Source organism: Streptacidiphilus sp. MAP5-3, from assembly GCF_041262505.1.
Classification (GTDB): domain Bacteria; phylum Actinomycetota; class Actinomycetes; order Streptomycetales; family Streptomycetaceae; genus Streptacidiphilus.
The window spans coordinates 1-25,773 of the sequence record NZ_JBGCCL010000028.1 but is presented as its reverse complement, the minus strand read 5'-3'; the positions used below and the strand labels follow the sequence as shown (position 1 = coordinate 25,773).

Annotated in this window: 22 protein-coding genes and 1 pseudogene; 18 read left to right on the top strand and 5 right to left on the bottom strand. The window is 72.0% G+C overall.

What is annotated here, in order from left to right; translation table 11 throughout:
* Positions 1 to 71: 71 nt before the first annotated feature.
* Positions 72 to 926, bottom strand: coding sequence for a helix-turn-helix domain-containing protein (locus ABH928_RS29520; RefSeq protein ID WP_370071690.1), 855 nt, complete (start codon positions 924 to 926; stop codon positions 72 to 74).
* A 165-nt stretch (positions 927 to 1,091) separates the two neighbouring features.
* Here ABH928_RS29520 and ABH928_RS29515 point away from each other — a divergent pair, with 165 nt between their 5' ends.
* Complete coding sequence (locus ABH928_RS29515; RefSeq protein WP_370071689.1) at positions 1,092 to 2,540, top strand: amidase; 1,449 nt, start codon at positions 1,092 to 1,094, stop codon at positions 2,538 to 2,540.
* Positions 2,541 to 2,592: 52 nt separating this feature from the next.
* Here ABH928_RS29515 and ABH928_RS29510 read toward each other — a convergent pair whose 3' ends face one another.
* Positions 2,593 to 3,150: a TetR family transcriptional regulator gene (locus tag ABH928_RS29510; protein WP_370071688.1), complete on the bottom strand. Its 558-nt coding sequence runs from the start codon at positions 3,148 to 3,150 to the stop codon at positions 2,593 to 2,595.
* Positions 3,151 to 3,259: 109 nt separating this feature from the next.
* Between ABH928_RS29510 and ABH928_RS29505 the strand changes: the two genes are divergently transcribed.
* From ABH928_RS29505 to ABH928_RS29425, 17 genes are all read left to right on the top strand, one after another.
* A complete protein-coding gene (locus ABH928_RS29505; protein ID WP_370071687.1) occupies positions 3,260 to 4,159 on the top strand; it encodes an SDR family oxidoreductase in 900 nt (299 codons plus the stop codon).
* Positions 4,160 to 4,257: 98 nt separating this feature from the next.
* On the top strand, positions 4,258 to 6,198 hold the full coding sequence (locus tag ABH928_RS29500) for a glycoside hydrolase family 9 protein (protein ID WP_370071686.1): 1,941 nt from the start codon (positions 4,258 to 4,260) through the stop codon (positions 6,196 to 6,198).
* Positions 6,199 to 6,448: 250 nt separating this feature from the next.
* Entirely contained in the window at positions 6,449 to 7,465 is a 1,017-nt protein-coding gene (locus ABH928_RS29495) for an alpha/beta hydrolase (RefSeq protein ID WP_370071685.1), read from the top strand.
* Positions 7,462 to 8,691, top strand: a complete 1,230-nt coding sequence (locus ABH928_RS29490; RefSeq protein WP_370071684.1) for an acyltransferase — start codon at positions 7,462 to 7,464, stop codon at positions 8,689 to 8,691. The genes ABH928_RS29495 and ABH928_RS29490 overlap by 4 nt, the downstream gene beginning before the upstream one ends.
* A gap of 20 nt (positions 8,692 to 8,711) precedes the next feature.
* Entirely contained in the window at positions 8,712 to 10,097 is a 1,386-nt protein-coding gene (locus tag ABH928_RS29485; protein ID WP_370071683.1) for a sensor histidine kinase, read from the top strand.
* Positions 10,094 to 10,762 carry a response regulator gene (locus tag ABH928_RS29480; protein WP_370071682.1) on the top strand — a complete coding sequence of 223 codons (669 nt, stop codon included), beginning with the start codon at positions 10,094 to 10,096 and terminating at the stop codon, positions 10,760 to 10,762. Before ABH928_RS29485 ends, ABH928_RS29480 begins: the two co-directional genes overlap by 4 nt.
* A 95-nt stretch (positions 10,763 to 10,857) precedes the next feature.
* A complete protein-coding gene (locus ABH928_RS29475) occupies positions 10,858 to 11,493 on the top strand; it encodes a VOC family protein (protein ID WP_370071681.1) in 636 nt (211 codons plus the stop codon).
* Positions 11,494 to 11,591: 98 nt separating this feature from the next.
* Positions 11,592 to 12,167, top strand: a complete 576-nt coding sequence (locus tag ABH928_RS29470; protein ID WP_370071680.1) for a Uma2 family endonuclease — start codon at positions 11,592 to 11,594, stop codon at positions 12,165 to 12,167.
* A complete protein-coding gene (locus ABH928_RS29465) occupies positions 12,164 to 12,361 on the top strand; it encodes a multiprotein-bridging factor 1 family protein (RefSeq protein WP_370071679.1) in 198 nt (65 codons plus the stop codon). The genes ABH928_RS29470 and ABH928_RS29465 overlap by 4 nt, the downstream gene beginning before the upstream one ends.
* A gap of 145 nt (positions 12,362 to 12,506) precedes the next feature.
* The gene (locus ABH928_RS29460; RefSeq protein ID WP_370071678.1) at positions 12,507 to 12,758 is read left to right on the top strand and encodes a hypothetical protein; all 252 of its coding nucleotides are present in this window, start codon (positions 12,507 to 12,509) and stop codon (positions 12,756 to 12,758) included.
* A 101-nt stretch (positions 12,759 to 12,859) separates the two neighbouring features.
* Complete coding sequence (locus ABH928_RS29455) at positions 12,860 to 14,140, top strand: glycosyltransferase (RefSeq protein WP_370071677.1); 1,281 nt, start codon at positions 12,860 to 12,862, stop codon at positions 14,138 to 14,140.
* A gap of 426 nt (positions 14,141 to 14,566) precedes the next feature.
* Positions 14,567 to 14,779, top strand: coding sequence for a bacteriocin (locus ABH928_RS29450; protein WP_370071676.1), 213 nt, complete (start codon positions 14,567 to 14,569; stop codon positions 14,777 to 14,779).
* A 123-nt stretch (positions 14,780 to 14,902) separates the two neighbouring features.
* Positions 14,903 to 15,712 carry an HlyD family efflux transporter periplasmic adaptor subunit gene (locus tag ABH928_RS29445; protein ID WP_370071675.1) on the top strand — a complete coding sequence of 270 codons (810 nt, stop codon included), beginning with the start codon at positions 14,903 to 14,905 and terminating at the stop codon, positions 15,710 to 15,712.
* A 28-nt stretch (positions 15,713 to 15,740) separates the two neighbouring features.
* Positions 15,741 to 17,972 (top strand): NHLP family bacteriocin export ABC transporter peptidase/permease/ATPase subunit, encoded by a 2,232-nt coding sequence (locus tag ABH928_RS29440; protein ID WP_370071674.1) that lies wholly within the window; start codon positions 15,741 to 15,743, stop codon positions 17,970 to 17,972.
* Between the two features lies 1 nt (position 17,973).
* Positions 17,974 to 21,105, top strand: coding sequence for an NHLP bacteriocin export ABC transporter permease/ATPase subunit (locus ABH928_RS29435; RefSeq protein ID WP_370071673.1), 3,132 nt, complete (start codon positions 17,974 to 17,976; stop codon positions 21,103 to 21,105).
* Between the two features lie 100 nt (positions 21,106 to 21,205).
* Entirely contained in the window at positions 21,206 to 21,772 is a 567-nt protein-coding gene (locus ABH928_RS29430; protein WP_370071672.1) for a TetR/AcrR family transcriptional regulator, read from the top strand.
* Positions 21,773 to 21,798: 26 nt separating this feature from the next.
* Positions 21,799 to 22,161: a cupin domain-containing protein gene (locus ABH928_RS29425; RefSeq protein ID WP_370071671.1), complete on the top strand. Its 363-nt coding sequence runs from the start codon at positions 21,799 to 21,801 to the stop codon at positions 22,159 to 22,161.
* Here the strand turns inward: ABH928_RS29425 and ABH928_RS29420 are convergent.
* The 3 genes and pseudogenes from ABH928_RS29420 to ABH928_RS29410 form a co-directional block, all read right to left on the bottom strand.
* Positions 22,145 to 24,400: a DEAD/DEAH box helicase gene (locus ABH928_RS29420; RefSeq protein ID WP_370071670.1), complete on the bottom strand. Its 2,256-nt coding sequence runs from the start codon at positions 24,398 to 24,400 to the stop codon at positions 22,145 to 22,147. The two genes, ABH928_RS29425 and ABH928_RS29420, sit on opposite strands and share 17 nt — an antisense overlap.
* 163 nt (positions 24,401 to 24,563) lie before the next feature.
* The gene (hutG, locus tag ABH928_RS29415) at positions 24,564 to 25,553 is read right to left on the bottom strand and encodes a formimidoylglutamase (RefSeq protein WP_370071669.1); all 990 of its coding nucleotides are present in this window, start codon (positions 25,551 to 25,553) and stop codon (positions 24,564 to 24,566) included.
* Positions 25,553 to 25,773 (bottom strand): annotated as a pseudogene (locus tag ABH928_RS29410) (urocanate hydratase); the annotation flags it as partial. The gene hutG and the pseudogene ABH928_RS29410, both read right to left, overlap by 1 nt.

Below are 25,773 nucleotides of genomic sequence, written 5' to 3'. Positions count from 1 at the left end.
ACCGGCCCGGCGGTCGGCCGTCTTGGAGAAATGTTCCTCCCACCTGCCAGCCGGGCATCGTTGATGATCCGTCAGCAACCGCGCAGGTAGCCGGGAGCAGCCCAGGCGATGTCGTCGACCGCGAGCCAGGGGGCGACCGCGACCGCCCTGGGCGTCGCCCCGGCGAAGGCCATGACGTCGCGGTGGAGGTGCGACTGGTCGACGTAACCGATCTCCGCCGCGACCCGTGCCGCGGCGTGCCCGGCGGCCAGGTGGTGCGCGGCGTGGTCGAAACGCACCAACTGCGCGGCCCGCTTGGGATTGACGCCGAGCTGCGACCGGAACCGGGACCAGAGACGCTTGCGACTCCAGCCGACCTCGTCCGCCAGCCGGTCGACGCGTACCGCTCCTTGGTGCCTCACGATCTGCCGCCAGCAGTGGGCGACTTCCGGATCGACGATGCGGCCCTCCCCGCACCGCTGTGCGAGCGCGGCCTCCGCGATCCCGAACCGCTCCTCCCAGGTGCCTGCGGCGCACAGTCGCTCCCGCAGGCGTGCGGCCTCCCGCCCCCAGAGGTCGTCGAGGGACACCACGCTCCCGCCCGACTCCGCCGAGGCGCCACCCAGCACCGCGTGGGCCAGCAGGGGCGACAGCCGCAGTTGGAGGCAGGCGACATCGCGCCCGAGGCCCCGCACGCCGTCGGCGGCCATGCCGATGACGGCGCTGTCGTGCTGCTCGCGCCCCCCGGAGTCGACGACGGCGAGCGTCCCGGCACCGACGTCGAAGGCCAGCGTGACGGCCGGGTAAGGGACCACGGCCAGGTCGACGCGATCCGCGGTCCGCGCCCGGAACCCGGCCATGCCGACCCCGCGCAACCGGCCTGGCCGCGACGGCGTTGCGATGTCCCACACGTCCACGGCGTCCTGCGCCGACTCGACGGCTCGCATACCGAACAGGCTACGCGCCACGGGACTGCCGGACGCGTGTACCCACGAGCGGACATTCGTCCAAGACCCGGACCCGGAACCCGACGACACTGAGCTCAGGACCGTGCCCAGGACTGTGTTCAAGACCGGGCACGCACCGCTCCGTTCGGGAGAGGACCAGCACTCATGACCCACCCGTCGATCGACCCGTTCACACCCGCCGTAGAACTCGCCGAGGCCATCCGCCGCAAGGAGGTGAGCCCGGTCGAGGTGGCCGACTGCTACCTCGACCGGATCGACGCGCTCGACCCCGGGCTGAACGCCTTCTGCCACCGCGCCGACGACGACGTCCGCAAGGCGGCTGCAGCGGCGGCTGACACCGTGGCGCGGGCGGACTCCGCCGAAGACCTCCCGCCGTTCTTCGGCGTGCCGCTGCCGATCAAGGACCTTCTCGACGTGGCGGGTTGGCCCACCAGCTACGGATCGGCCGGGGCGCACCGGCGCCCGGCCACGGCGTCCGACCTGGTGGTGCGGCGGTTCGTGGACGCCGGCTTCGTCCTGCTCGGCAAGACCACCACCTCCGAGTTCGGCGCCGTGCCCTTCACCGAGAGCGAGGCCCTGGGCGTCACGCGCAACCCCTGGGTCCCGGACCGGTCGCCGGGCGGCTCGTCGAGCGGAGCGGGCGTGGCCGTCGCCGCCGGGATGGCGCCCCTCGCCCACGCCGAGGACGGCGGCGGGTCGATCCGCATCCCCGCGTCCTGCACCGGCCTGGTCGGGCTGAAGGCCACCCGCGGGCTGGTGCCCCGGACCACCGTGGTCGGCGAGGGCCTGGCGGTCAGCGGCGTGGTCACCCGCACGGTGAAGGACAGCGCCGCCCTCCTCGACGTGCTGGCCTGCCACGACCCGGGCGCCTGGTGGTCACGACCGGAACGGCGGACGCCGTACACCGCCACGGTGCGGCAGGGGCCGCCGACCGGGCTGCGGATCGGTGCGCTCACCGACTCCCCGGTCGAGGGAGTCCCCGTGGATCCGGCGTGCGCGGCGGCCGTCCACGCGACGCTCCGCGCCCTCGAATCCCTCGGTCACCACGTCGTCGACGCCCGACTCCCGCTGCCGCCGACCGAGGAGTTGCTCGGGGCGTTCACGACCCTCTGGAACTGCGGCGCCGCGGGCGTCCCGCTCGCCGATCCGGACCGCATCGAGCCGCACAACCGCGCGCTGCGGGAGGCGGCCCGGTCGATCGACTCGTGGACCTACGCGGAAGCGGTGTTGACGACCCAACAGCTGTCCCGGCGCATCGTCGAGGGGTTCCTGGCCGGGTTCGATCTCCTGGTCACGCCGACCATGGCCTGCCTGCCGCCGCGCATCGGCGCCTGGCGGGCCGGTACCGACGACGACCCGCTCCGGGCGCTGCACAACAGCTACCCGATGGGGGTGTTCACCTCGGTGTTCAACGTGACCGGACAGCCGGCCATCTCGCTGCCGCTCCACCACGACGACGCCACGGGGCTCCCCGTCGGCGTCCAACTCGTGGGCGCACCCTGGCGCGAGGACCTGCTGCTCCAGGTGTCCGGGACGCTGGAGGCCGCGCTCCCCTGGGCCGGTCGCCGTCCGGCTCTGGCCGTCACCGGCTGACCACCGGGGCGGAGCGGGTCAGAGCGGGTCAGAGCGGGGCAAGCCCGGCGGATCAGGTCAGGGAGCGCAGCGCCGCCGCGGCCTCGTCGACACAGGCGGCGAAGGTCGGCGGCTCGTCGGCCGCGACCCAGTGGGCGAAGGCGACGTGGAAGACCGTCACCGCGCTGTGGGCGGCGAGGCTCGCGACCGGCTCGGCCACACCGCGTTCGTGCAGGGCGTCGGTGGCCGTCTCGGTCAGGGTCGCGAGCTTGAGCAGTTCGCGCTCCTGGAGCCCGGGGTTGGCCGCGATGATCCCGCTGCGGCGGACGGCGTGCTCGCGCCGGTCCTCCAGCAGGCCGCCGCCCGCGACCATGCCAGCGAGCGCCGCCTCCAGCGGAGTGAACCTCTCCGGCGCGTCGAGGATCGCGTCGCGCGCGGTCTGCACCATGATCGGCGATCCGTCGAACAGGACCTCGCGTTTGTCCGCGAAGTGCCGGAAGAACGTGCGCTCGGTGACCCCGGCGCGCTCGGCGATGTCACCGGCGGTGGTCTGCTCGAAACCACGCTCGGCGAAGAGTTCCATCGCGGCGCCGATCATCCGTCCCCGCGCGTCCGGTTGCCATCTCCCCATGCGGGAAGTCTAGCGGCCCGGCGAATCGCATGACAGTCGCTGACATCGGTGCTACCGTTGACGACAGTCACTGACATCGCAGTGGCATTCCAGTGGAAGGAAGTCCGCCATGCGCGTCTTCGTCACCGGTGCCTCCGGCTGGATCGGCTCCGCCGTCACCGACGAACTCCTCTCCCAGGGCCACAAGGTCGTCGGCCTGGCCCGCTCGGACGAGGCCGCGGCCGCCCTCGACGCCAAGGGCGCCGTCGCCCACCGCGGCAGCCTCGACGACCTCGACAGCCTCGCCGCCGCGGCCGAGGCGGCCGACGGGGTCATCCACCTGGCCTTCAAGCACGACTTCTCCGACTACGTCGGGGCGGGCCGCAGCGAGCACGCCGCCGTCCTGCGGATGCTCGACGTCCTGGAGGGCAGCGACCGGCCGTTCCTGGTGGCCTCCGGCCTCGCCACCGGCGTCACCGGGCGTGCCGTGACGGAGGAGGACGCATCGCCGTTCCACGGCGCCGACTCCATGCGCGGCGGCAGCGAGAACCTCGCGCTCTCCTACGCCGAGCGCGGCGTCCGCCCGGTGGCGCTGCGCTTCGCGCCGACCGTCCACGGCATGCGCGACCACGGCTTCACCGCGCAGCTGACGAAGATCGCCAGGGAGCGCGGGGCCGCCGGCTACATAGGCGACGGCTCGACGCACTGGGCGGCGGTCCACCGCTCGGACGCGGCCCGCATGGTCCGGCTCGGGCTGGAGAAGGCCCCGGCCGGGGCGCGACTGCACGCCGTGGCGGAGAGCGGCCTGCCCTCCCGCGAGATCGCCGCCGCGATCGGCGACCAGCTCGGCGTGCCCACGGTCTCGGTCGCCCCGGAGGAGGCAGACGCCCACTTCGGCTGGATCGGGCGGTTCTTCGGGATGGACATCGTCGCATCCAGCGCCCACACCCGGGAGTTGCTCGACTGGACGCCCACCGGCCCGACGCTCTTCGAGGACATCGCTGCCGGGGCCTACGCCCTGACTCAGTGAGCCGCCACGGCTCTTGACGGTCAGTGAGGTGGTCGATACGGTTCCCGCGATTCAGTTAGGAACCTTTACTACTTAACTGACCGTCCTCAGGAGCCCCCATGGGAATTCGACCGGGACGCGGTCCCCTGACCGCTTCAACCGCCGGCGCCGGCCTCCTCCTGGCACTGGTCGCGCCCACCACGGCCGCCCACGCCAGCACCGCCGCGCAACTGCGCATCGACCAGGTCGGCTATCTGCCGACGGACACGAAGATCGCGTACCTGATGACGGGCGCCACGGTCTCCGGCGAGCACTGGAAGGTGGTCGATGCCGCGGGCTCGACGGTGGCCGGCGGCACGGTGACCACCACCAGCCGCGGTTCGTGGAACTCGGCCTACCGGGACGTCTATCCGATCGACTTCTCCAAGGTGACCGCGGACGGCAGCTACCGCGTGGTCGTCAGCGGCGCGGTGGGCGCCTCGTCCGACACCTTCCGGGTGGAGAGCGCCGCCGCGCTCTACGGCTCCCTGGTGACCGACGGGGTGACGTTCTATCAGAACCACCGCGACGGCAAGGACGTGATCTCCGGCGCCCTCAACCGGAAGCCGTCGCACCTGAACGACGCGAGTGCGACGGTCTACCGGACCCCGGCCTTCATCCCCAACAGCGACGGCGGCACCGGGGACCAGATCAGCGGCAACCTGGTGCCGATCGCGGGCGCACCCAGGATCGACGTCGAGGGCGGCTGGTTCGACGCGGGCGACTACCTCAAGTTCACCTTCACCGCCGCCTACGCCGACGACCTGCTCTACTCCTCCGCCCTCGCGCTCGGCCACACCGCTCCCGCCTCGCTCACCGCCGAGGCCGCGTACGGCTCGTCGTGGCTGAATCGCATGTGGAACCCGTCGACGAAGACGCTCTACCTCCAGGTCGGCATCGGCGCGGGCAACGAGACGACGTACTACGGCGACCACGACCTGTGGCGACTGCCGCAGGCGGACGACTCGGACACGGCCAAGACGGACTACTACGCCGCCGCGCACCGCCCGGTCTTCGAGGCCGCCGCTCCGGGCGGGAGGATCGACCCGGACGTGGTCGGCCGCGTCGCCGCCGCGTTCGCCCTGGCCGCCCGGTCCGACGCCGCTGCCGGGAACACCTCGGGCGCCAGGACCGAACTGGCCGACGCCACCTCGCTCTACGCGATGGCGAACACCAGCCCCTCGGGCACTCTGGAGTCCGCGCTGCCCTCGGCCTACTACCCCGAGACGATCTGGCACGACGCCATGGAGCTGGGCGCAACGGAGATCGCCCGTGCCCAGCAGGCCCTCGGCGACCCGGGCTCCACCTCGCTGCCCTATCTGAAGCAGGCGGCGACCTGGGCATCCGACTACATCGCCCACGACTCGGGCAAGGACACACTCAACCTCTACGACGTCAGCGCCCTCGCCCATGCCGACCTCGCCGCGGCGATCACCAGCACCGGGAGTCCGTCCGGACTGGCCGTCACCAAGGCGGCGCTGATCGCCAATCTGAAGTCCCAGGTCGCCTCGGCGGCCAAGACCTCCGCGGCCGACATCTTCCGCGAGGGCGGCGACTACACCAACTTCGACGTCGACTCGCACACCTTCGGCTTCATCTCCAGCGAGGCGCTCTACCAGCACGCCAGCGGGGACACCGAGTTCGCCGCCTTCGCGGGCGAGCAGCGCGACTGGCTGCTCGGCGGCAACGCCTGGGGCACCAGCTTCATGGTCGGCGAGGGCACGACCTTCCCCGACTGCATGGGCTCACAGATACCCAACCTGTCCGGCTCCGCCGACGGCCGCAACCCGATCGACAGCGGCGCCGTCGTCAACGGCCCCAACGGGACGGACAACTTCAGCGGCGGCCTCGGATCGCTCCAATCCGGCATGAAGTCCTGTGAGCGGGACGGCTTCACCGCCTTCACCGGCCATGGCGGCGAGTACGTCGACGACGTCCGCTCCTGGCAGTCCAGCGAGCCCGCGCTCGACATGACCGGCAGCGCGATCCTCGCCGGAGCGCTGCAGGAGTCGCTCGGCTGACCACGGGACGACCCCACCGGCCGACGATGGCAGCGGCGGGCCGCCAGCAGCGTTGATCTGACCGTCCGACAGCAGACCGCGAACCGCGAACCCCGAACTCCCCTGCCCTGCATCCCCGTAGTACTTCCGGACTACGCCGCAGGAGCGCTCCGCAGCGTGACGCCGACCAGGGGCCCCGATTCCTAGCTTCGAGAGCGACGCACCAACGCGTCCGCAGCAAGAACCGAAGCAGGAACAAGGGGGACCGGTCATGGCACAGCATTTCCTCGGCCCACGAGCGCGCCGGACGCTGGCCGGCGCGCTCCTCGCGGCGGCGGTCGTGGTACCGCTGTCGGGCGCAGCGCAGGCGTCGGACGTCCCCGCGCCCGCGCCCGGCGTCCAACCGCCGCTCGCCAACGGCGGCGTGGCCGCCCTCGGCGCCCGCTACGCCGCGTCCCGCACCGACATCCAGGCCGCCGAGCGCTTCGCCGACGCCGCGGGCGATCCCACCCGCGCGGCCGAACTCCGCGTCCTCGCCGGGCCGTCGCGCCACTTCCTCTCCTTCGACGGACGCGACGGCGGTCGCACCGTCGAGGTGCTCGGCGACCTCCCCCACGCCCGGCGCATCGCCGTGCTGGTGCCGGGCTCCGACACCAACCTCGACACCTACGAGCGCTTCCACGCCGACGCCGCCGCACTGGAACAGGCCGCGGGCGGCGACGCGACGCACACCGCCGTGGTCGCCTGGCTCGGCTACCAGACGCCCGAGACCGTCTCGCCGGCGGTCCTCACCGTGGGCCGCGCGAACCAGGCCGCCCCGCAACTGGTGTCCTTCGTACGGCAGTTGCAACGGCTCGAACCGGACGCCCGGACCACGCTCGCGTGCCACTCCTACGGCTCCGTCGTCTGTGCCCGCGCGGCGAGCGGGCTCCACGTCGCGGACCTGGTCCTTTACGGCAGCCCCGGCGTCGGCAGCGACGCCTCGACCGTGGCCGGTCTGCACACCACCGCCACGGTCTGGGCCGGGCGCAGCAGCGGTGACTGGATCGCCGACGTGCCGCACGTCCGCGTCCCGCTCGGCTTCACCACGCTCGGTCTCGGCACCGACCCGGTCGCGCCCGGCTTCGGCGCACGGATCTTCGCCGCCGGGAGCGGCACGCACAGCCAGTACCTCAGCCCCGGCTCGCCCGCTCTGCGCAGCATCGCCGCCATCGTCTCCGGCACGGCTGACGGCACGGCGAACGGCACGGCGGACGGCTCGGCGAAGGGCAAGGGGGGTGCGTTGTGACCAGTCCGCTCTCCCCCTACCGCGCCACCTACCGCTCCGTCGCCGCGCGGATCGACGCTGCCACGCCGCCGCAGCGCGACCGGGCCATCGACGCGCTGCGCGCCTTCGCCATCCTCGGGGTGGTGCTCGGCCACTGGCTGGTCACCGCGCTCGTCCTCGACTCCGGCACGCTCAAGGACAGCAGCCCGCTCCAGCACCTGCCGCAACTCGACTGGGTCTCCTGGCTGTTCCAGACCCTCGCGGTCTTCTTCCTGGTCGGCGGCCATGTCGCGGCGCGCAGCTACGCCGCCGCGCAGGCCCGCGGCACCGGGTACGGGAGCTGGCTGGCCGCGCGGTTCGCCCGGCTGACCAGGCCGGTCGCGGCCGTGCTGGTGGTCTGGGCCGTGGTCGCGGGAGCGCTGCTGGTCAGCGGCGTCAACACCGGGACCGTGGTGATGCTGGTGAAGCTGGTCCTCTCCCCGCTCTGGTTCCTGCTCGTCTTCGCCGCGCTGACGGCGGCCACCCCGCTGGTCCGCAGGCTGCACCCGCTCTGGCCGCTGGCCGTCGTCCTCTATGTCGACCTCGCACGGTTCGGCTTCCACCAGCCGGGCTGGCTGGGCTGGTTCAACCTGCCCGCCGGATGGCTGGTCCCGTACTGCCTGGGCGCGGCCTGGGCCAGGGAGGGGATGTCGAGCCGCCGCACCGGCTGGGTGCTGCTGCTCGGCGGCGCGGCGGCCACGGTCCTGCTGGTGCGTTACGCCGGCTACCCCGCCTCGATGGTGGGCGTGCCCGGCGGGCGGATCTCCAACCTCAACCCGCCGACGCTGGCCTCGGTCACCTTCGGCCTGGCCCAGTGCGGCGCGGCTCTGCTGCTGCTCGGCCCGCTGCGCCGGTGGCTCGCGCGGCCGGGCGCGTGGGCGCTGGTGGCGCTGGTCAACCTGTCCGCGATGACGATCTTCCTGTGGCACCAGACGGCGATGATCGCGACCACCGCGCTCGGCCTGCTCGTCGCCGGCGGCCCGGTCGTCGGTCTGCACACCGCGCCCGACACCGGCGCCTGGGTGCTGGCCCGGTTGCTCTGGCTGCCCGCCTTCGCGACCGTGCTGGCCGGATGCTGGGCCGCCTTCCGGCACTACGAGCAGCCGCGCAGGCCGCGCAGCGCCCGCAGGCGCAGCCACATCGTCCGGTCCTCGCGACACGCGAACTCCGACGCCCGTTCGACCGATGGCCATAAGGTGGCGACGTGAACGGGCACCAGGAGGGTGGCGTGAACGGGCCGAACGGGCCGAACGGGACGGCGTGGGCGGAACGCGCGGAACAACTCAGGGGGCTGGCCCGGCTGCTCGGCCGGAATGTCCGGCAGGACCTGGTGCGGCCCGTCCTCAACCGCTCCGCACCGACCGCGGACATGCGGGAACCGCCGTGGCGGGTCCGGAAGTCGGTCGTCACCCTGCTCGTCCTGCTCGGCGCCGCCGCGCTGATCCTCAACGGCAACCAGTACGCCTTCGCCTTCCACCTCGGGCTGCCGGTCGGCATCGTGCTGGCCGCCGGTCAGTCCTTCGCCCTGGTCTGGGCGTTGTGGGAGCCGGTCCCGGCCTGGTGGCTGTCGACGGCCACCATGCTCGCCGGGGCGTTGACCGCAACGGCCCTCCACGGCGATGTGACCGCCGGCCTCGTGAGCCTCGGGGAGCCCGGCTGGACTGCCGTCACCATCCTGCTCCAGTCCGGCGTCCTGCTGCTCCTGGCCCTGCGGTTGCGCCCGCGCGTCGCGATGGAGGCGCTCGGCCTCTCGCTCTTCGCCGGGCTGCTGGCCGGGCTCTACCGCTCGCCCGACGAGAGCTCGTCGATCGGGGCAGCCGTGCTGACCTTCTCCGTCGCCGTGCTGGTCGGCTCCTCCCTGCGCGGGTTGCGGGCCGCCCGCACCGAGCTGGTGGCCCAGGAGGAGCTGACCGCCGAGGAGCGCGCGCGGCGCACCGTGCTGGAGGAGCGCAGCCGGATCGCCCGGGAGCTGCACGATGTGGTCGCCCACCACATGTCGGTGATCTCCATCCAGGCGCAGGTCGCCCCGCACCTGGTCGAGGACCCGCCGCAGGAGCTGCGCGAGACGCTCGACGGCATCCGGCAGAACGCCGTCGAGGCACTGACCGAACTACGCCGCGTCCTGGGCGTGCTGCGCGCCGAGGACCCGCTCGCCGACGGCGTGGACGAGGCCCCGCAGCCCACCCTGGCCCGGCTGCCCGACCTGCTGGAGAACGTGCGCGGCGCCGGACTGACCGTCGACGTCACGGTGACCGGCGAAGAGCGTCCGCTCGCACCGGGCGTCGAACTCTCCGCGTACCGGATCATCCAGGAGGCGGTGAGCAACGCGATGCGGCATGCGCCGGACGCGGCCGTCGCGATCACCCTCGACTACCGACCCGCCGCGCTCGGCGTCACCGTCGCCAACGAGCCGCCGCGGAGCCCCGCGCCGCCCTCGCCCGGCGCGAGGCACGGGCTGCTCGGGATGCGCGAACGCGCGGCGATGCTCGGCGGCGAGCTCACGGCCGGACCCACCCCGCAGGGCGGCTACCAGGTCACGGCCCTGCTTCCCCTGGCTGCACCGGCCGCACCGGCCGCCACAGCGTTGCGTCCACTCTCGGAGGACCGCTCATGACGATCCGCGTGATGATCGCCGACGACCAGATGATGGTCCGCCAGGGATTCACCGTGCTGCTCAACCTGGAGCCGGACATCGAGGTCGTCGGCCAGGCCGTGGACGGCAACGAGGCCATCGCCAAGGTCGCCGAGCTCAGACCGGACGTGGTGCTGATGGACATCCGGATGCCCGGCCTCGGCGGGATCGAGGCCACCCGGCGCATCGTCGGACCCGCGACGGACAACACCGTCAAGGTGCTGATCCTGACCACCTTCGACCTGGACGAGTACGTCTACGAGGCGCTGCGCGCGGGCGCGTCCGGCTTCCTGCTCAAGGAGGCCTCGGCGAGCGAACTCGCCCAGGCGGTCCGGGTCGTGGCCGCAGGCGACGCGCTGCTGGCGCCGAACATCACCAAGCGGCTGATCTCCGAGTTCACCCGGATGCCCGGCACTCCGCGTCAGCCGACACGCGAGCGGATCGGCGAGCTGACGGAGCGTGAGACCGAGGTGCTGTCGCTGATCGCGCAGGGCCTCTCCAACGCGGAGATCGCCGCCAACCTGGTCGTCGCCGAGCAGACGGTGAAGACCCATGTCAGCCGGATCCTGGTCAAGCTCGGTCTGCGCGACCGCACCCAGGCCGCCGTCTTCGCCTACGAGTCCGGCCTGGTCCGCCCCGGGCACTGAACGCCCGGCGGTCAGTAGACCGTCGGCTCCGCCAGACGCGCTAACCGTGGGCGCGGCGGGGCCGCTCGGGCGAACGCGTGGCTGATGATGGCCGGGTGCGACTTGATCATGTGTCCTACGCAGTGGCCCGCGACAGCTTCGTCTCGACCGTCCAGCGACTCGGCTCGGCGCTCGGCGCGGGCTTCGTCGACGGGGGTGTGCATCCGCGCTTCGGCACCCGGAACTTCGTGCTCCCCCTCGCCTCCGGCACCTACGTCGAGGTGGTGACCACGCTCGACCACCCGGCCGCCGACCGCGCGCCGTTCGGACGCGCGGTGGCCCGGCGCGCGGAGGAGGGCGGCGGCTGGCTCGGCTGGGTGGTCTCGGTCGACGACATCGCTCCGGTCGAGGCCCGCCTGGGCCGCCAGGCGGCCGAGGGCCACCGGGTCCGACCGGACGGCTTCGACCTGCGCTGGAAGCAGATCGGCCTGCTGGAGCTGCTGGATGACCCGCAACTCCCCTACTTCCTGCAGTGGTTGGTGGACCCGGCGGAGCGTCCCTCGGCCGACCCGCGGACCGCGTCGACCATCAAGGGCCTCTCCATCGCCGGGGACGCGGCCGCGATCGCGGAGTTCCTCGGCGAGCCCGCCGACCATCCGCTCGACCAGGTCGACGTCACCTGGGTCGAGGACGAGGATCCGGGCCTGGTCGCCGTCGAGTTCGACACCGCGCACGGACCGGTCACCATCTGAGGTCAGCGCGTGTCCGTCACCTGGTCGGGTTCATCTTCGGCGTGCTTCCGGCGTGCCGGCGGCCGTTCCATGACTGATAGGTCATACATAGTGGGGTGATGGAGACGAGGGAGCAGATCTACCGGCATCTGCGTGAGCTTCGCGATCACCTTGCCGCCGAGACGGGCCGCTTCGGCGAGATCAGCGACGGCGAGGTCGTCATGATGATGAGCCCGGTGCCGCAGCACGGCCTGGCGGCCAAGCGCATCGTCCGCCAGCTCGACGCCCAGCTGCCGGTGCCGCTGGCGGCGTTCAGGAACACCGATACCGACGACGAGCATCTGGGCAAGCTGCGGATCCCGGACATCGTGGTGGTGGCAGAGGAAGTCATGAACACGGCCAACCCTCTGGATCCGCGCGAGATCGCCCTCGCGGTGGAGATCGTCTCGCGGTCGAACCCCGACAACGACTACGTGAGGAAGGTCGCCGACTACGCGGCGATGGAAATCCCCGACTACCTCATCGTCGACCCCCGCAACGGCACGGCCCGTCACCTGTGGCACATCGTCGTCAAGGACGGCCGCCCGGTGTACGACAACCAGGTCTCCTACAGCTTCGGTGACGTCATTCCGATCGGTGACCTGCGGATCGACACCTCCGTCCTTCCCCTGTACGACGACGCGGACCGGCCGTGACCCCCGGGGCCCTGATCCGCAGACGGCGTGAGGAACTCAGCTGGTCCCAGGCACAGTTGGCCGAGGCCGCAGGGACCGCGCAGTCCGTCGTGTCGAGGATCGAGTCCGGACGCCTGAACCCGATCGTGGACATGCTGGCGCGCCTTGCGGAGGCGATGCACTCCGATCTGACGCTGCGCATCGTGGCCCGCTGACCGGACGCCGCCGTGGCACCAGCGTCCGGGCATGCTGTCCGGAACGGTCACCCTCCGTCGGCGTGTCGTACTCACCACAGTATGGGCGAAAAGCGGTAACTTTAACCGGTTTCTCACCATCGTTCCGTGAGTATGAGGAGACGTCATGAACCGGCGGATCGCCGCACTTCTGGTAGGCGGGATGCTGTCCCTCGCGGGCCTGGCGGCCGCGCCGACGACAGCGTCGGCCGACTCGGCCGACTCGGGCTCGTCGTACCCGCAGACGCAGAAGTACGTGTGCAACGTCAACGACTCGGACACGACCGCGGTCGTCCAGACGAACGACATCGCCGGCGCCTCCGACTCGCTGCCCGCCTTCCTGCCCATGCAGTTGAGCAACTGCCGCCCGGCGTCCTGACCCGGGCCGGCCCGGTCGACGCGCCCCTTCCGGACCACGTCCGCACCACGGCCGGGGCGCGCCGTCTGCCGGAAGGCCGACCGACGCGGGATAGTGGCGTCATGCGCGTGGCAGTGCTGACGGCAGGATCGCGGGGCGATGTCGCCCCCTACACCGGACTTGGCCACGCCCTGCTCCGGGCCGGTCACGAGGTGACCCTGGTGACGCACGCGCGGTTCGCACCGCTGGCGAGCGCCGCCGGACTGGGTTTCCACCCCCTCCCCGTGGACCCGCGCGCGGTGCTGGAGTCCTCGGCCGGACGCGGACTGCACCGCAGTGCGACCGGCGCGGGCAAACTGGCCCGACTGGTCGCGCTCGCCCGGAGCAGCGTGATGGACCTCGCCGAGGCGCTCGTCGAGCCCGCACAGCACGCGGACGTGCTGCTGCTCTCCGCCGTGCTCGCACCCCTGGGCCATGTCCTGGCCGAGGGGATCGGCCTGCACACTCTCGGCGTCTATCTCCAACCACTGGCTCCCACAGGCGAGTTCGTCGCACCCGTGACGGGCACGCACTCCTGGGGGCCGGTCGGCAACCGGGTCAGCGGACGGCTGGTCAACGCGGGCGTCGACGCGATCTTCGTCGAGGCCGCCCGGATGCTGCGCACCCGCCTGGGCCTGCCGCGCGCGGGCGTGCGGGCGACTCGCCGCGCGCGCGAGCAGCAGGGATGGCCGGTCCTGCACGGCTTCAGCCCGCTGGTGGTCCCCCGCCCCCGGGACTGGCGGCCCGGCCTGGAGATCTGCGGCTACTGGTGGCCGTACGACCCGGCGGATGACCAGCCGCACGACCGGCCAGGTGACCGGCCTGATGTCGAACTCCCCACCGAGCTACGGGACTTCCTCGCCTCCGGGCCTCCGCCCGTCTTCGTCGGCCTGGGCAGCGCCACCGTCCCCGACCCCGACCGCACCAGCGCCCTGATCGTCGCCGCACTGCGCGCGGCGGGCCTGCGCGGGCTGGTCCAACGCGGCTGGGCCGGGCTGCACGCCGAGGGCGACGACATGCTCACCGTCGACGAACTGCCGCATTCCCGCGTCTTCCCGCACACCGCGGCCGTGGTCCACCACGCCGGTGCGGGCACCACGGCCGCGGTGCTCCGTGCCGGCGTTCCCTCCGTACCGCTACCGGTCCAGTTCGACGCGGCGTTCTGGGCACGTCGTCTGACCACGCTCGGCGTCGCCCCGGACGCCGTCCCGCTGCGCCGCCTCACCGTGGACGCACTGGCCGTCGCCCTGCGCCGGGCCACGCGCACAGGCCTTCACCGGGACCGGGCACGCCAGTTGGGCGCCCTCATCCGCGCCGAGGACGGCACGATCGGCGTCCTGGCCCACCTCGACCGGCTGGCATGACTGCCCATCTGACCTCTTACCTGTGCGGACAGTTGAACAAACATCTCTCCTCACCCGCCGCACCACCCAAATCGGACAAGGCCGTTCGATTTAGTACAGATCCACTGCGTACGACATGCACGATTTATCCGCACCTGCCGGGCATCCGCACCGAAGTGTGAAGAACGTGTCGACGCCACACACAAGCCGTGGCCGCCACCCCCACTTTTCGGTCGAAAACTTTCACGGAATATCCGGCACCCCAACTCGACGCGGTTCGGGCTGCCGTGCTTGGATCATTCCAATCACGGAACCGCAAGGGAGCGATCGGAATTCTCAGGAATCCGGCCGAGCCTGACCGCCCGCGCCCTGCTACTCCGTCGATTACCGCCGAAGCGATTCGGCGAAACCAAGTGCAGTGCACCAAAGCAACGAAGGGAAACGCACGTGCGCAACGTCACCCCCCAGGTCGAGACCCGTGAGATCTCCGACAACGAGCTGGACAACGTCTCCGGTGGTATCGGCCTGCTGGGCCTGGACGCCACTGGTGTTGTCACCCCCGTCCTCGGCGCTGTCGAGTCGGTCCTCCCGGTCGGCGGCCTCGTCGCCGGCGCCGGCGCGCTGATCCCGTCGCAGGTCACCGGTCTCGCCGGTCTGTGATACCTCACTCCGCTGCCCCGGACGCACTCGTGCTCCGGGGCGGCGGAGTCGTGTCCGTCCGCGCCTGCGCCGGCGGTTCTGCAAGAATTCACGAACATGTAATGCGGTTGAAGGAACAGGGAAGTGCAGTTTCGACAGAAGGCGCTTTCCAAGCTGCAGTCACCGGATGATCTCGATCTTCCGGTGCATTTGGCGCGACCGCAGGGACGAATGGTTCTCGCCGTCACCGTGGTGGTGATGGCCGCTGCCATTTTCTGGGCATTCCAGGGTTCCGTCTCCCCGGTTCTCACCGCCTCGGGAATCCTCACCTACGGCGAGGGCAGCTACACGCTGCAAAGCCCGGTGGCCGGTCAGGTCACCACGCTCCTGGTCAACCCCGGCGACCTGGTGGCCGCGAACGCCCCGCTGCTGACGGTCCGCACCGACCGCGGCACCGACGAGACCGTGCGGGCCGTCGCCGCCGGCCGGGTGACCGAACTGGGCGCCAACATCGGCGCGGTGGTCACCGTCGGCGCGAATCTGGCCACCCTGGAAAAGGTGAACAGCCCCAACGACCCACTGGTGGCGGTCCTCTACCCGCAAAGCGGCAGCGCTCCGACGATCCCGGTGGGAGCCACGGTCGATCTGACGGTGCAGTCGGTCCCCTCGGACCGGTACGGCGTGCTGGAGGGCCAGGTCCTCGCCGCCGGCACGGTCCCGCAGACCCAGCAGCAGATCGCGGACTTCCTCGGCGACGCCCAACTCGCCTCCCAGTTCACGGCGCAGGGCCAACCGCTGGCCGTGGTGATCAAGCTCGAACGCTCGCCGGGAACCTCCTCCGGCTACACCTGGTCCCGCCCGCCGGGCCCGCCCTACGCCATCACCGACACCACCATCGTGAGCGGGACCGTGCACCTGACAGCTCAGCATCCGATCAGCTGGATCCTGCCGTGAGCGGCGAGCGGAGCGCGGAGGTCCCGTCATGAGCGGGGCACGACGCGCCGCGCAGCAGCCCACCGCCCGCCCCTCGCGGAAGGCTCCCAAGCAGCCGCGCCAGCGCAAGCCCCGGCCCGTCCGCAGCCCCAGCGTGCTGCAGATGGAGGCCGTGGAGTGCGGGGCGGCCTCGCTCGCCATGGTGCTCGGTCATTTCGGCCGCCATGTGCCGCTCGAGGAACTGCGGGTCGCCTGCGGCGTCTCCCGCGACGGTTCGCGTGCGAGCAACGTGCTGAAGGCGGCCCGTGGTTACGGCCTGACCGCCAAGGGCATGCAGATGGAGCCGGCCGCGCTGGCACTGCTGCCGGCCCCGGCCGTGCTCTTCTGGGAGTTCAACCACTTCGTCGTCTACGACGGCATGGGACGGCACTTCGGCCGTCCCGGGGTGCGTATCAACGACCCCGCCCGGGGCCGACGGTTCGTCTCCATGGAGGACTTCGACACCAGCTTCACCGGCGTGGTGCTGACCATGGAGCCCGGACCCGACTTCCGGCGCGGCGGTCGGAAGCCGGGGTTCGGCAGTGCGGTGCCGCTGCGCCTGCGCGGGCTGTCCGGGCCGATGTTCGCGGCGCTGCTGACCAGCTTCCTGCTGGTCGTCGTCGGCGTGGTGACGCCCGCGCTCAGCCGGACGTTCATCGACGCGTTCCTGATCGGCCGTCAGGACTCGTTGCTGCCGATCCTGCTCGCCTCGATGGGCGCGGCGCTGGTGCTGACGCTCGTGCTGACCTCGCTGCAACAGGCCAACCTGCTGCGCGCCCGCATGATCTCCTCCACGCTGAGCAGCGCCCGGTTCCTACGCCATCTGCTCCGACTACCGGTCGGCTTCTTCGCCCAGCGCAGCCCGGCCGACCTGGTGCAACGCCTGCAGTCCAACGACAGCGTCGCCGAGACCCTCGCCCGGGACCTCGCCGGAGCTGGCGTGGACGCGGTCGTGGTCGTGGTCTACGCGATCCTGCTGTGGAGCTACGATCCCCAACTCACCCTGCTGGGCGTGCTGATCGCGCTGCTCAACGTGGTGGCGCTGCGCGTGGTGGTCCGGGTCAGGGCCAGCGGCGTGCAGAAGCTGCGGGTCGACAGCGCGCGGCTGACCACCACCTCGTTCAGCGGTATCCAGCTGATCGAGACGATGAAGGCCACCGGCGGCGAGAACGGCTGGTTCCGGCGCTGGGCCGGGCAGCACGCGACCACCCTGGACGGGCAGCAGCGGCTCGGCATGCCGAGCGCGGTGCTGGCCGTCGTCGCGCCGACCCTCGCGGCGGTCAACAGCGCGCTGATCCTGCTGCTCGGCGGGCTGCGCGCGGTGGACGGGCAGATCTCCATCGGTCTGCTGGTCGCCTTCCAGGCGCTGATCACCAGCTTCACCGCGCCCGTCACCCGGCTCAACGGTGTGGCCGGACGCGTCCAGGACTTCGCGGCCGACGTCGCCCGGCTCAAGGACGTCGAGAACTACCCGGTCGACCCGGTCTTCTCGCGCCGGGAGGCGGCGCCGGACAGCCGCCGCCTCAGCGGCCACCTCACCCTCTCCGACGTCACCTTCGGCTACAGCCCGCTGGACGACGCGCTGCTCACCGACTTCTCGCTGACCGTCGGGCCGGGCCGCCAGGTCGCCCTGGTCGGCGGGTCGGGCAGCGGCAAGTCGACCGTGTCGCGGCTGATCGCCGGGCTCTACGAGCCGTGGGAGGGCGAGATCCGCATCGACGGCCGCCGCCTCACCGAGATCCCGCGCGGTTCGCTGTCGGCCTCGGTCTCCTTCGTCGACCAGGACGTCTTCCTCTTCGAGGGCACCGTCCGCGACAACGTCGCGCTGTGGGACCCGTCGATCTCCGACGAGGCGGTCACCGCCGCACTGCGCGACGCCGCCGTGCTGGACGTGGTCTCCCGCCGTCCCGGCGGCATCCGCAGCCGGGTGGAGCAGGACGGGCGCAACTTCTCCGGCGGCCAGCGGCAACGGCTGGAGCTGGCGCGGGCCCTGGTCCGCGACCCCAGCATCCTGGTCCTCGACGAGGTGACCAGCGCCCTGGACGCGGAGACCGAGCAGCAGATCATCGACAACCTGCGGCGACGCGGCTGCGCCTGCGTGGTCATCGCGCACCGCCTCAGCACCGTCCGCGACAGCGACGAGATCCTGGTCCTCGACCACGGCCGCGTGGTCGAGCGCGGCCGTCACGAACAGCTGGTCGCCGTCGGCGGCCCGTACGCACAACTGGTCAGGGAGCGCTGAGATGTCCTCCACGGACCACACGGCTGCGGACGGGACCTGGGGCGATCCGTCGTCCACGGGCGAGATCTGGACCGACCCTGCGTCCACCGGTGAGATCTGGACCGACCCTGCGACGACGGGTCAGCTGGCAACGGGCCAGATATGGGCCCAGCCCGGGGCCGCCGCACAGGCCACCGCACAGGCCGCCACGGCACCGACGGCCGCACCGATCGCACCGCAGACGCCGCTCGATCCCGTCGTCCACGCCTTCGGCGCCCTCGGCAACGTCGTGGACTGCACGGGAGTGCGCGCCCTCCCGCTGGCCGGGCCGGAGGCGCTCTGGCTGGTCATGGACGGCGCCATGGACCTCTTCGCCGTCGACGCCGCCCACGAGGGCCGCTGGCACTTCCTCGGCCGCCTCGAGACCGGAACGCTGCTGCTGGGCGCGGTCCCCGGCCCGCAGCACACCCTCGTCGGCAGGCCCGTCCCCGGCTGCGTGCTGCACCGCGTCCCGCTGCGGCAGCTCAACACCATGGGCTACCAGCAGACGCACCCGCAGACCTACCCGCAGGGCTATGCACAGGGGTACCAGCAGGGGTACCCGCAGGACTACGGCCAGGCAGGCCAGGGGTACCAGCAGTGGCCCACGGACGCCGCACCCGGCCCGCTGGAGCAGGCCTTCTCGCTCGGCTTCGGTCGCGGGCTGAGCATCCTCTTCGGCACCCGTGACATGACGTCGGGTCACGGTCTGGACGAGGTGCTGGACGTCCCGGTCGCGGCGGGCCAACTCCAGTACGGCACCGTGCCAGTGCCCGGACTGCCCATCGACCTGCTGATCGACCCCTCGCTCTGGCAGGACCTGGTGAACCAGCAGACCAGGCTGCTCCACGCGATGGACCGCTGGATCGAGGAGACCGAACGCGCCCACGAGGACCGCGCGTCGGCCGGTCTCCGGGCCGGCGAGGCGATCCGAGCGGAGGCCGACCGGACCCTGCTGACCTCCATCGAGGGCCGCAGAAGGACCGCCGACGCCGCCCACCAGAAGTCCGACCCGCTCTCCGCCGCAGAGTCCTACGACGCCGCGCTGACCGCCTTCCGCCAGGTCGCCGCCGTCGCCGGGATCACCGTCGTCGCGCCGCACGCCGGTGCCGGGGTCGGTGCCGGGGTCGCTACCGGAGCGGACGACCGTGCGGATCCGATCGAGCGGATCGCCGACAGCTCACGCGTCCGGATCCGCACGATCCGGCTCAGCGGCGCGTGGTGGAAGGAGAACGCAGGCCCGCTGGTGGGCTACCGCGCGGCCAGCGGCACGCCAGTGGCGCTGCTCTGGCAGCGTGGCGCGTACCGGACGGTCAGCCCCAGCTCGGGTCGCCGCACCACGGTGAACGCGGGCAACGCCGAGTCGTTCGCCCCGCGCGCCGTCATGCTCTACCGGCCGCTCCCGGAACGCCCGCTCACCGCCTGGCGGTTGCTCGCCTTCGGCGTCCGCGGCAGCCGGGCGGACCTGCGCGACCTGACGATCGGCGGCCTGGTCGCCGTCCTGCTCGGCGCGCTGGTCCCGATCGCGACCGGTCAGGTGCTGGGCGTCCTGGTGCCCGACGCGCGCAACGACCTGATCGTGCAGGTCTCGTCGGCGCTGGTGGTGGCCTCGGTCGTGTCCGCGGCGTTCATGATGCTGCAGAACGTCTCCCTGCTGCGCCTGGAGGGGCGTATCGAGGGCTCCCTCCAACCGGCGGTCTGGGACCGGCTGTTGCGGCTGCCGACATCCTTCTTCGCGGACCGCTCCACCGGTGAGCTGGCCAGCGCGGCGATGGGCATCAGCGCGGTCCGCAAGGTGCTGTCCGGGATCAGCTCGGTGGCCGTGCAGGCGGGCGCTGCCGCCACCGTCAACCTGGTGCTGCTGCTCTGCTACAGCGTCCCGCTGGCGCTGGCGACCCTCGGGCTGCTGATCCTGGTCGGAGCCGCGTTCCTCGGGCTGGGCCTGTGGCAGGTCCGGTGGCAGCGGCGGCTGGTGGAGCTCACCAACAAGCTCAGCAACCGCTCCTTCCAGACCCTGCGCGGGCTGCCCAAGCTGCGCGTGGCGGCGGCCGAGAGCTTCGCGTACGCCGCCTGGGCGGACGAGTTCGCCCGCAGCCGGGAGCTGCAGCGCAAGGTGGGCCGGATCAAGAACCTGACCACCGTGCTCAACGCGGTCTGCCTGCCGCTGACGACGCTGGTGATGTTCGCCCTGCTCGCCGGTCCCGCAAAGGGCGCACTGGACGCGAGCAGCTTCCTGACCTTCACCTCGGCAGTCACCACACTGCTCGCGTCGATCACCCAGCTGACCGGCGCGCTGGTCTCGGCGGTGGCGGTGCTGCCGCTCTTCGAGCAGATCAAGCCGGTGCTCGACGAACTCCCCGAGGTCGCCGACGGCGACGCCGACCCTGGACGGCTGACCGGCGCGATCGAGGTGGAGCACCTCAGCTTCCGGTACGGCGACGGGCCGTCGGTGCTGGACGACGTGTCGCTCCGGGTGCTGCCGGGCGAGTTCGTCGCCGTGGTGGGCGCGAGCGGCAGCGGCAAGTCGACCCTGCTGCGGCTGTTGATCGGCTTCGAGAAGCCGGTGTCCGGCAGCGTCCGCTACGACGGCCAGGATCTGACCGCCCTGGACCGGACGGCGGTGCGCCGCCAGTGCGGCGTGGTGCTGCAGAACGCGCAGCCGCTGACCGGCTCCATCCTCGACTGCATCCGCGGCACCGAGTCCTTCACCGTCGAGGAGGCGTGGGAGGCGGCGGCGATGGCCGGCCTGGCCGAGGACATCAAGCGGCTGCCCATGGGCATGCACACCGTGCTGACCGACGGCGGCGGCACCGTCTCCGGCGGCCAGCGCCAACGCCTGATGCTGGCCCAGGCGTTGATCCGCCGCCCGCGCCTCCTCTTCCTCGACGAGGCCACCAGCGCCCTGGACAACGAGACCCAGCGCATCGTCATCGAGAGCACCCGCGAACTGCGGGCCACCCGCGTCGTGATCGCCCACCGCCTCTCCACCGTGCTGGACGCGGACCGCGTGGTGGTCATGGCGGACGGCCGCATCGTCCAGCAGGGCGCACCCGCCGAACTCCTCGCCGACACCGAGGGCTTGTTCCACCAGCTGGCCCGCCGCCAGATGCATTGACGTCCCGTTGCGGTGAAGTCCGGTTGCGGTGTCGTCCCGCTCCGGGACTTCTTCGCTCGTTCGCGCGCAGTCTGTACCTACTAGTATGTAAGATGGCTCCATGAGCACGAAGGACCGCCTCATCGAGAGCACGCGCGAACTGCTGTGGGAGCGCGGCTACGTCGGCACGAGCCCCAAGGCAATCCAGCACGCGGCCAGGGCCGGGCAGGGCAGCATGTACCACCACTTCTCTGGCAAGGAGGAGCTGGCGCGCGCCGCCATCGACCGCACCGCCGAGGAGATGCGCGCGGCCGTCGACGCCCAGCTCTCCGGTCCGGGCACGGCGCTGGAGCGTATCTCCGCCTACCTGCTCCGCGAACGCGAGGTCCTGCGCGGGTGCCCGATCGGCGGGCTCACCCAGGACGCGGAGGTCATGGCCTCGCCCGCCCTCCGGGAGCCGGTCGACCGGACCCTCTCCTGGCTGCGCGCGCGCCTGGCACAGGTCGTCGCCGGAGGCATCGCCACTGGGGAGTTGAGCCCCGCGCTCGATCCGGCGGCCACGGCGTCGTCCGTCGTCGCCACGCTCCAGGGCGGCTACGTCCTCGCCCGCGCGGCCGACAGCGCCCAGCCCTTCGACCAGGCCGTCGCGGGCATCCTCGCCCTGCTCCGCGCCTCCGCACCGCACTGACCGCGTCCAGGAAGGACATCGCCAGCATGGCCACCGATGCCGACCAGTCCGCGCCGCCGCTCAGCCGAGTGATCGTCATGAACCAGAAACTGCCGGAGCCGCTGACCGTCGAGCGCGTCGAGATCCGCCGCATCACCATCGCCGCCGGGCACACGACCGGCCTGCACATCCACAACGGACCGGTCTTCGGCACCATCGAGTCCGGCTGCGCGCTCTACCAGATCGAGGGCGAGGCCCCGGTCACGCTCGGCCCCGGCGACGTCTTCTACGAACCGCAGGACGTCCGCATCGCGACCTTCGAGCCGGTCGGCGAGAGCGACGTGGTCTTCTTCGGGTTCTTCCCCCTCGCCCCGGGCGTCGACGCCGGGCTCGTCATTCCGGCGGCGTGACCGTCGTAGCTGCCGCGACCGACGCGAGCCGCTGCTGCTCCTCCTCGATGATCTGCCGGGCCAACCCCGCGTCGGCGACGTCGAGCGCTTCCAGGTTGGCGTCGGCGGCCTCGCTGCGGCGGGCGTAGGCGTCGAAGAGGCGCTGCTTGCGCCCGAGCAGCTTCAGCATGCGCTGGTCGACACTGTCCGGCGTCAGCAGGCGGTGCACACGCACGCGGCGGGTCTGGCCCATCCGGTGGGCTCGGGCCACCGCCTGCTGCTCCAGCGCGGGCTTGATCTGCGGCTCGCAGAGCACCACCACGCTGGCCGCCTGGAGGTTCAACCCCACCCCGCCCGCCTGGATCTGCGAGAGCAGCACGGCCGCTCCGCGATGCGCAGTGAAGGCGTCCACCAGGTCCTGGCGGGCGGCGGCGCCACTGCCGCCGGACAGCGGACCGAACAGCGTCGGACCATCGGCGCGGTCCTCCTCCGTGGCCAACCTGCCGTGGACTGCGGCGAGGACGTCCCGGTAGTAGGAGAAGACCAGAACCTTCTCCCCCGCCCCCACCGCCTCCCGCACGATCTCGGCGAGGCGGGCGAGCTTGGCGGAGGTGTCGGGCACGGCGTAGGCGGCACGCCGCATCGCCTGGAAGTTCCCGGCCAGCACGGCGTCGCGGTAGGCGTCGGTGTCCGCCGCGCTGAACTCGGCCCACTCGTCGGTGTGCACGGTCTCCGGCAGCTCAGTGAGCACGTCCTGCTGGTTGCGGCGCAGGTACGCCGGGGCGACCGCGCGTCGGAACGCCGCCGCGCCGGCGAGGTGGTCGCCGTCGTGGAGCTCTGCGGCCAACTCCGGCTGGAGGTAAGCGAGCAGGTTGCGGAACTCCCCGACGCGGTTCTCCATCGGCGTGCCGGTCAGGAACAGCGCCCGCGCGCTGCGGTCGACCAATGTCGCGACGTGGCGGGCGCGTTGGGCGGTCGGGTTCTTCACGTAGTGCGCCTCGTCGACGACGACCATCGACATCTGACGGTCCGTCAATCTCGCTTCGGCAGCAGCCGGAATCCCGAAGTGCTCCAGGCTCCCGAAGTGCTTCAGGGTCTCGAAGGTGGTCACCGCGACGCCGCCGCGCTCCCGCCAGGACTGGTGGGCGAGTTCACGTTCCGGGCCGTACAGCCGGAAGGCGGTGAGCGTGGAGCGCGCCTCGATCTCGCGCAGCCAGTTGACCAGCACCCCGGCCGGGCAGACCACCAGGAAGTGCCGCTCCCCGGCGGCGGAGAGATGCGCCAGCGTCGCGATCGCCTGGACCGTCTTGCCCAGACCCATCTCGTCGCCGAGCACCACCTTGCGCCGCGCCAGCGCGTAACGGGCCCCGAATGCCTGGTAACCACGCAGCGAAACCGTCAACCCGGTGACGTCCAGCGGCTGTTCACGGACCTGCGCGGCCAGCTCGTCCGGCAGGTGTCCCTCGACCGCAGCCGCGTCGACGGGACCGGACTCCGCCAACTGCCCAAGCACGGTGTAGAACTCGACCGGCCTGGTCTCGAACTCCCACCATGCCTCGTCCACCGATCCAGGGCGGCGCAGCAGGTCGGTGACGGCCTGCGCCAGCGTCGCCGCGGCGTCGTCGGCGTGCACGCCGTCGGTATGCGCCGTGGCGAGGGCCGACTCCAGCGAGGTGAGTGCTTCGCGTGCCGCGTCCCGACGCCCGGAGCCGGTGAACCACCAGGACGTCCGGCCGCGTGCGGGAGCGGCGGCGGTGAGCAGCGGCTCCAGTCGGGCCGCCAGTGACTCGGCCCGCTCGCAGGCGACGGGCAGTCCGGGGCCGGCCTGGACGAACGGGTACAGGGCAGTGACCAGTTCGGTCGCGATCTCGGTCCGGTCGTCGGGATCGAGCCGCACGGCGGTGGCGTCGAGCGCGGCGCGCGCCAGCGCGTCGGCGGCGGCCTTGGCCTGCGCGGCGGTGGCGCGTCCGATGCCGGGCACGCGGACCAGGTCGTAGGTCTCCGCGCGGTGGACCTCGCCCACGGTCCGGAAGCCGGCGGACTCCAGGATCCCGACCCGGAGCCGACCTTCGGTGACGTCGTTCAGCCGGGTGACGGGGATCTCCGCGAGCGCGTCCGCCGTCTGCCGCTCCCGCAGCTGCAGAGCGCATCCGCGTACGCGGTCCACGGCACCGCGGTGCTCGGCGAGCACCTGCCGCGCCGCCTCCGCCATGCGCTGCCCGTGCCCGTACACGGCCCTGCGGGCGCTGCCCTGACCCACCTCGGCCTCCTCACCGGCCCGACCCCCGTACAGGACCGATCGGCGCCCCATCCTGCCAGCAGGCACGGACGGGACGCCGGTCGGTCCCGGGGAGGTTGGTGGCCGCCAGGCTACGGCTGTCCCATGGTCACGCAGCCTGGCGACCGGTCCGGGGGAAGGGGCCTCAGCCCCTGTCCTGCACCGAGGCGTCCGGCGCCGAGGTCACCAGGATCCGGTGGACCAGGCGCGCGGCGGCGCGGGCGGTGCGGGTGTCGACGTCGAGGTCCGGGTTGAGCTCCGCGACGTCGACGAGGACCGGCTTGCCGCTCGCCACGACCTTGGTGCAGACGTGCTCGACGATCTCGATCGGCACGCCGTAGGCGGCCGGTGCGCTGACGCCCGGGGCCGCACCGGCCGGGAGGACGTCGAGGTCGATCGTCAGGTGCACCACGTCGCAGCTGTCCAGGAACTCCTCGACGAAGGCGTCGACCCGCTCCCGGTCCAGCGCGCCGCACTCGGTGTCGGTGAGGTAGCGGACGCCGAGCCGTTCCGCGGTGCGGAACAGCGTCTCCGTGTTGCTGGGCTGACTGATGCCGAGCACCCAGTAGTTGAGCCGACGGCCCGCTGCCTCCTCGTCCTGCGCCATCTGCAGGAACGGCGTCCCGGAGCTGGGCCGGGGCTCGTCGCGCAGGTCGAAGTGCGCGTCGAGGTTGAACACGCCCAGCCGGGCGCCGTCGCGGAGCAGCCCACTGCCGGTGATCCCGAGGTAGCTGCCGTAGGCGACCTCGTGGCCGCCGCCGAGGACGGTGACCCGCAGGCCCTGGTCGAGCAGCTCGGCGACCGCGCTGCCGAGGCGCCGGTGGCCGGCCTCCAGATCGTCGTCGGCGACCTCCACGTCACCGACGTCCACGGCCTGCTGACGCGACGGCAGCGCCATCGACGCGAGCGCAGCCCGCAGCGTGCGGGGACCGTCGGCCGCGCCCTGCCGCCCCTTGTTGCGCCGCACGCCCTCGTCGCTGCGGAAGCCGACAAAGGCCGCATCACCGGGAGCAGCCTCGGCGTGGTCGAGGGAGACCACGTGGTGCCACCGAAGGTGTTCGGCGCCGGTGCCGTCGTCGCGGCCCGACCACAGGGTCGGGGCCACGTCGACGGCCACAGCAAGGCTGTTCGCCATCAGGCGTCGCCTTCGCGCATCGGGATGCGGACCTGGCGTTCGTCGGCGACGTCGGCGGCGAGGTCGTAGCCGGCGTCGACGTGGCGGATGACGCCCATGCCCGGGTCGTTGGTCAGCACCCGACAGATCTTCTCCCCCGCCAACTTCGTCCCGTCCGCGACCGACACCTGACCCGCATGGATCGAACGACCCATCCCCACACCACCACCATGGTGGATCG

Bases quoted from the DNA above. Each gene is read 5' to 3' on its own strand.
- ABH928_RS29470 (WP_370071680.1), top strand. From the start codon at position 11,592: ATGGAGACGAGGGAGCAGATCTACCGGCATCTGCGTGAGCTTCGCGAT.
- ABH928_RS29425 (WP_370071671.1), top strand. From the start codon at position 21,799: ATGGCCACCGATGCCGACCAGTCCGCGCCGCCGCTCAGCCGAGTGATC.
- ABH928_RS29505 (WP_370071687.1), top strand. From the start codon at position 3,260: ATGCGCGTCTTCGTCACCGGTGCCTCCGGCTGGATCGGCTCCGCCGTC.
- ABH928_RS29510 (WP_370071688.1), bottom strand. From the start codon at position 3,150: ATGGGGAGATGGCAACCGGACGCGCGGGGACGGATGATCGGCGCCGCG.
- hutG (WP_370071669.1), bottom strand. From the start codon at position 25,553: ATGGCGAACAGCCTTGCTGTGGCCGTCGACGTGGCCCCGACCCTGTGG.
- ABH928_RS29460 (WP_370071678.1), top strand. From the start codon at position 12,507: ATGAACCGGCGGATCGCCGCACTTCTGGTAGGCGGGATGCTGTCCCTC.
- ABH928_RS29430 (WP_370071672.1), top strand. From the start codon at position 21,206: ATGAGCACGAAGGACCGCCTCATCGAGAGCACGCGCGAACTGCTGTGG.
- ABH928_RS29520 (WP_370071690.1), bottom strand. From the start codon at position 926: ATGCGAGCCGTCGAGTCGGCGCAGGACGCCGTGGACGTGTGGGACATC.
- ABH928_RS29435 (WP_370071673.1), top strand. From the start codon at position 17,974: ATGTCCTCCACGGACCACACGGCTGCGGACGGGACCTGGGGCGATCCG.
- ABH928_RS29455 (WP_370071677.1), top strand. From the start codon at position 12,860: ATGCGCGTGGCAGTGCTGACGGCAGGATCGCGGGGCGATGTCGCCCCC.
- ABH928_RS29515 (WP_370071689.1), top strand. From the start codon at position 1,092: ATGACCCACCCGTCGATCGACCCGTTCACACCCGCCGTAGAACTCGCC.
- ABH928_RS29480 (WP_370071682.1), top strand. From the start codon at position 10,094: ATGACGATCCGCGTGATGATCGCCGACGACCAGATGATGGTCCGCCAG.
- ABH928_RS29440 (WP_370071674.1), top strand. From the start codon at position 15,741: ATGAGCGGGGCACGACGCGCCGCGCAGCAGCCCACCGCCCGCCCCTCG.
- ABH928_RS29495 (WP_370071685.1), top strand. From the start codon at position 6,449: ATGGCACAGCATTTCCTCGGCCCACGAGCGCGCCGGACGCTGGCCGGC.
- ABH928_RS29500 (WP_370071686.1), top strand. From the start codon at position 4,258: ATGGGAATTCGACCGGGACGCGGTCCCCTGACCGCTTCAACCGCCGGC.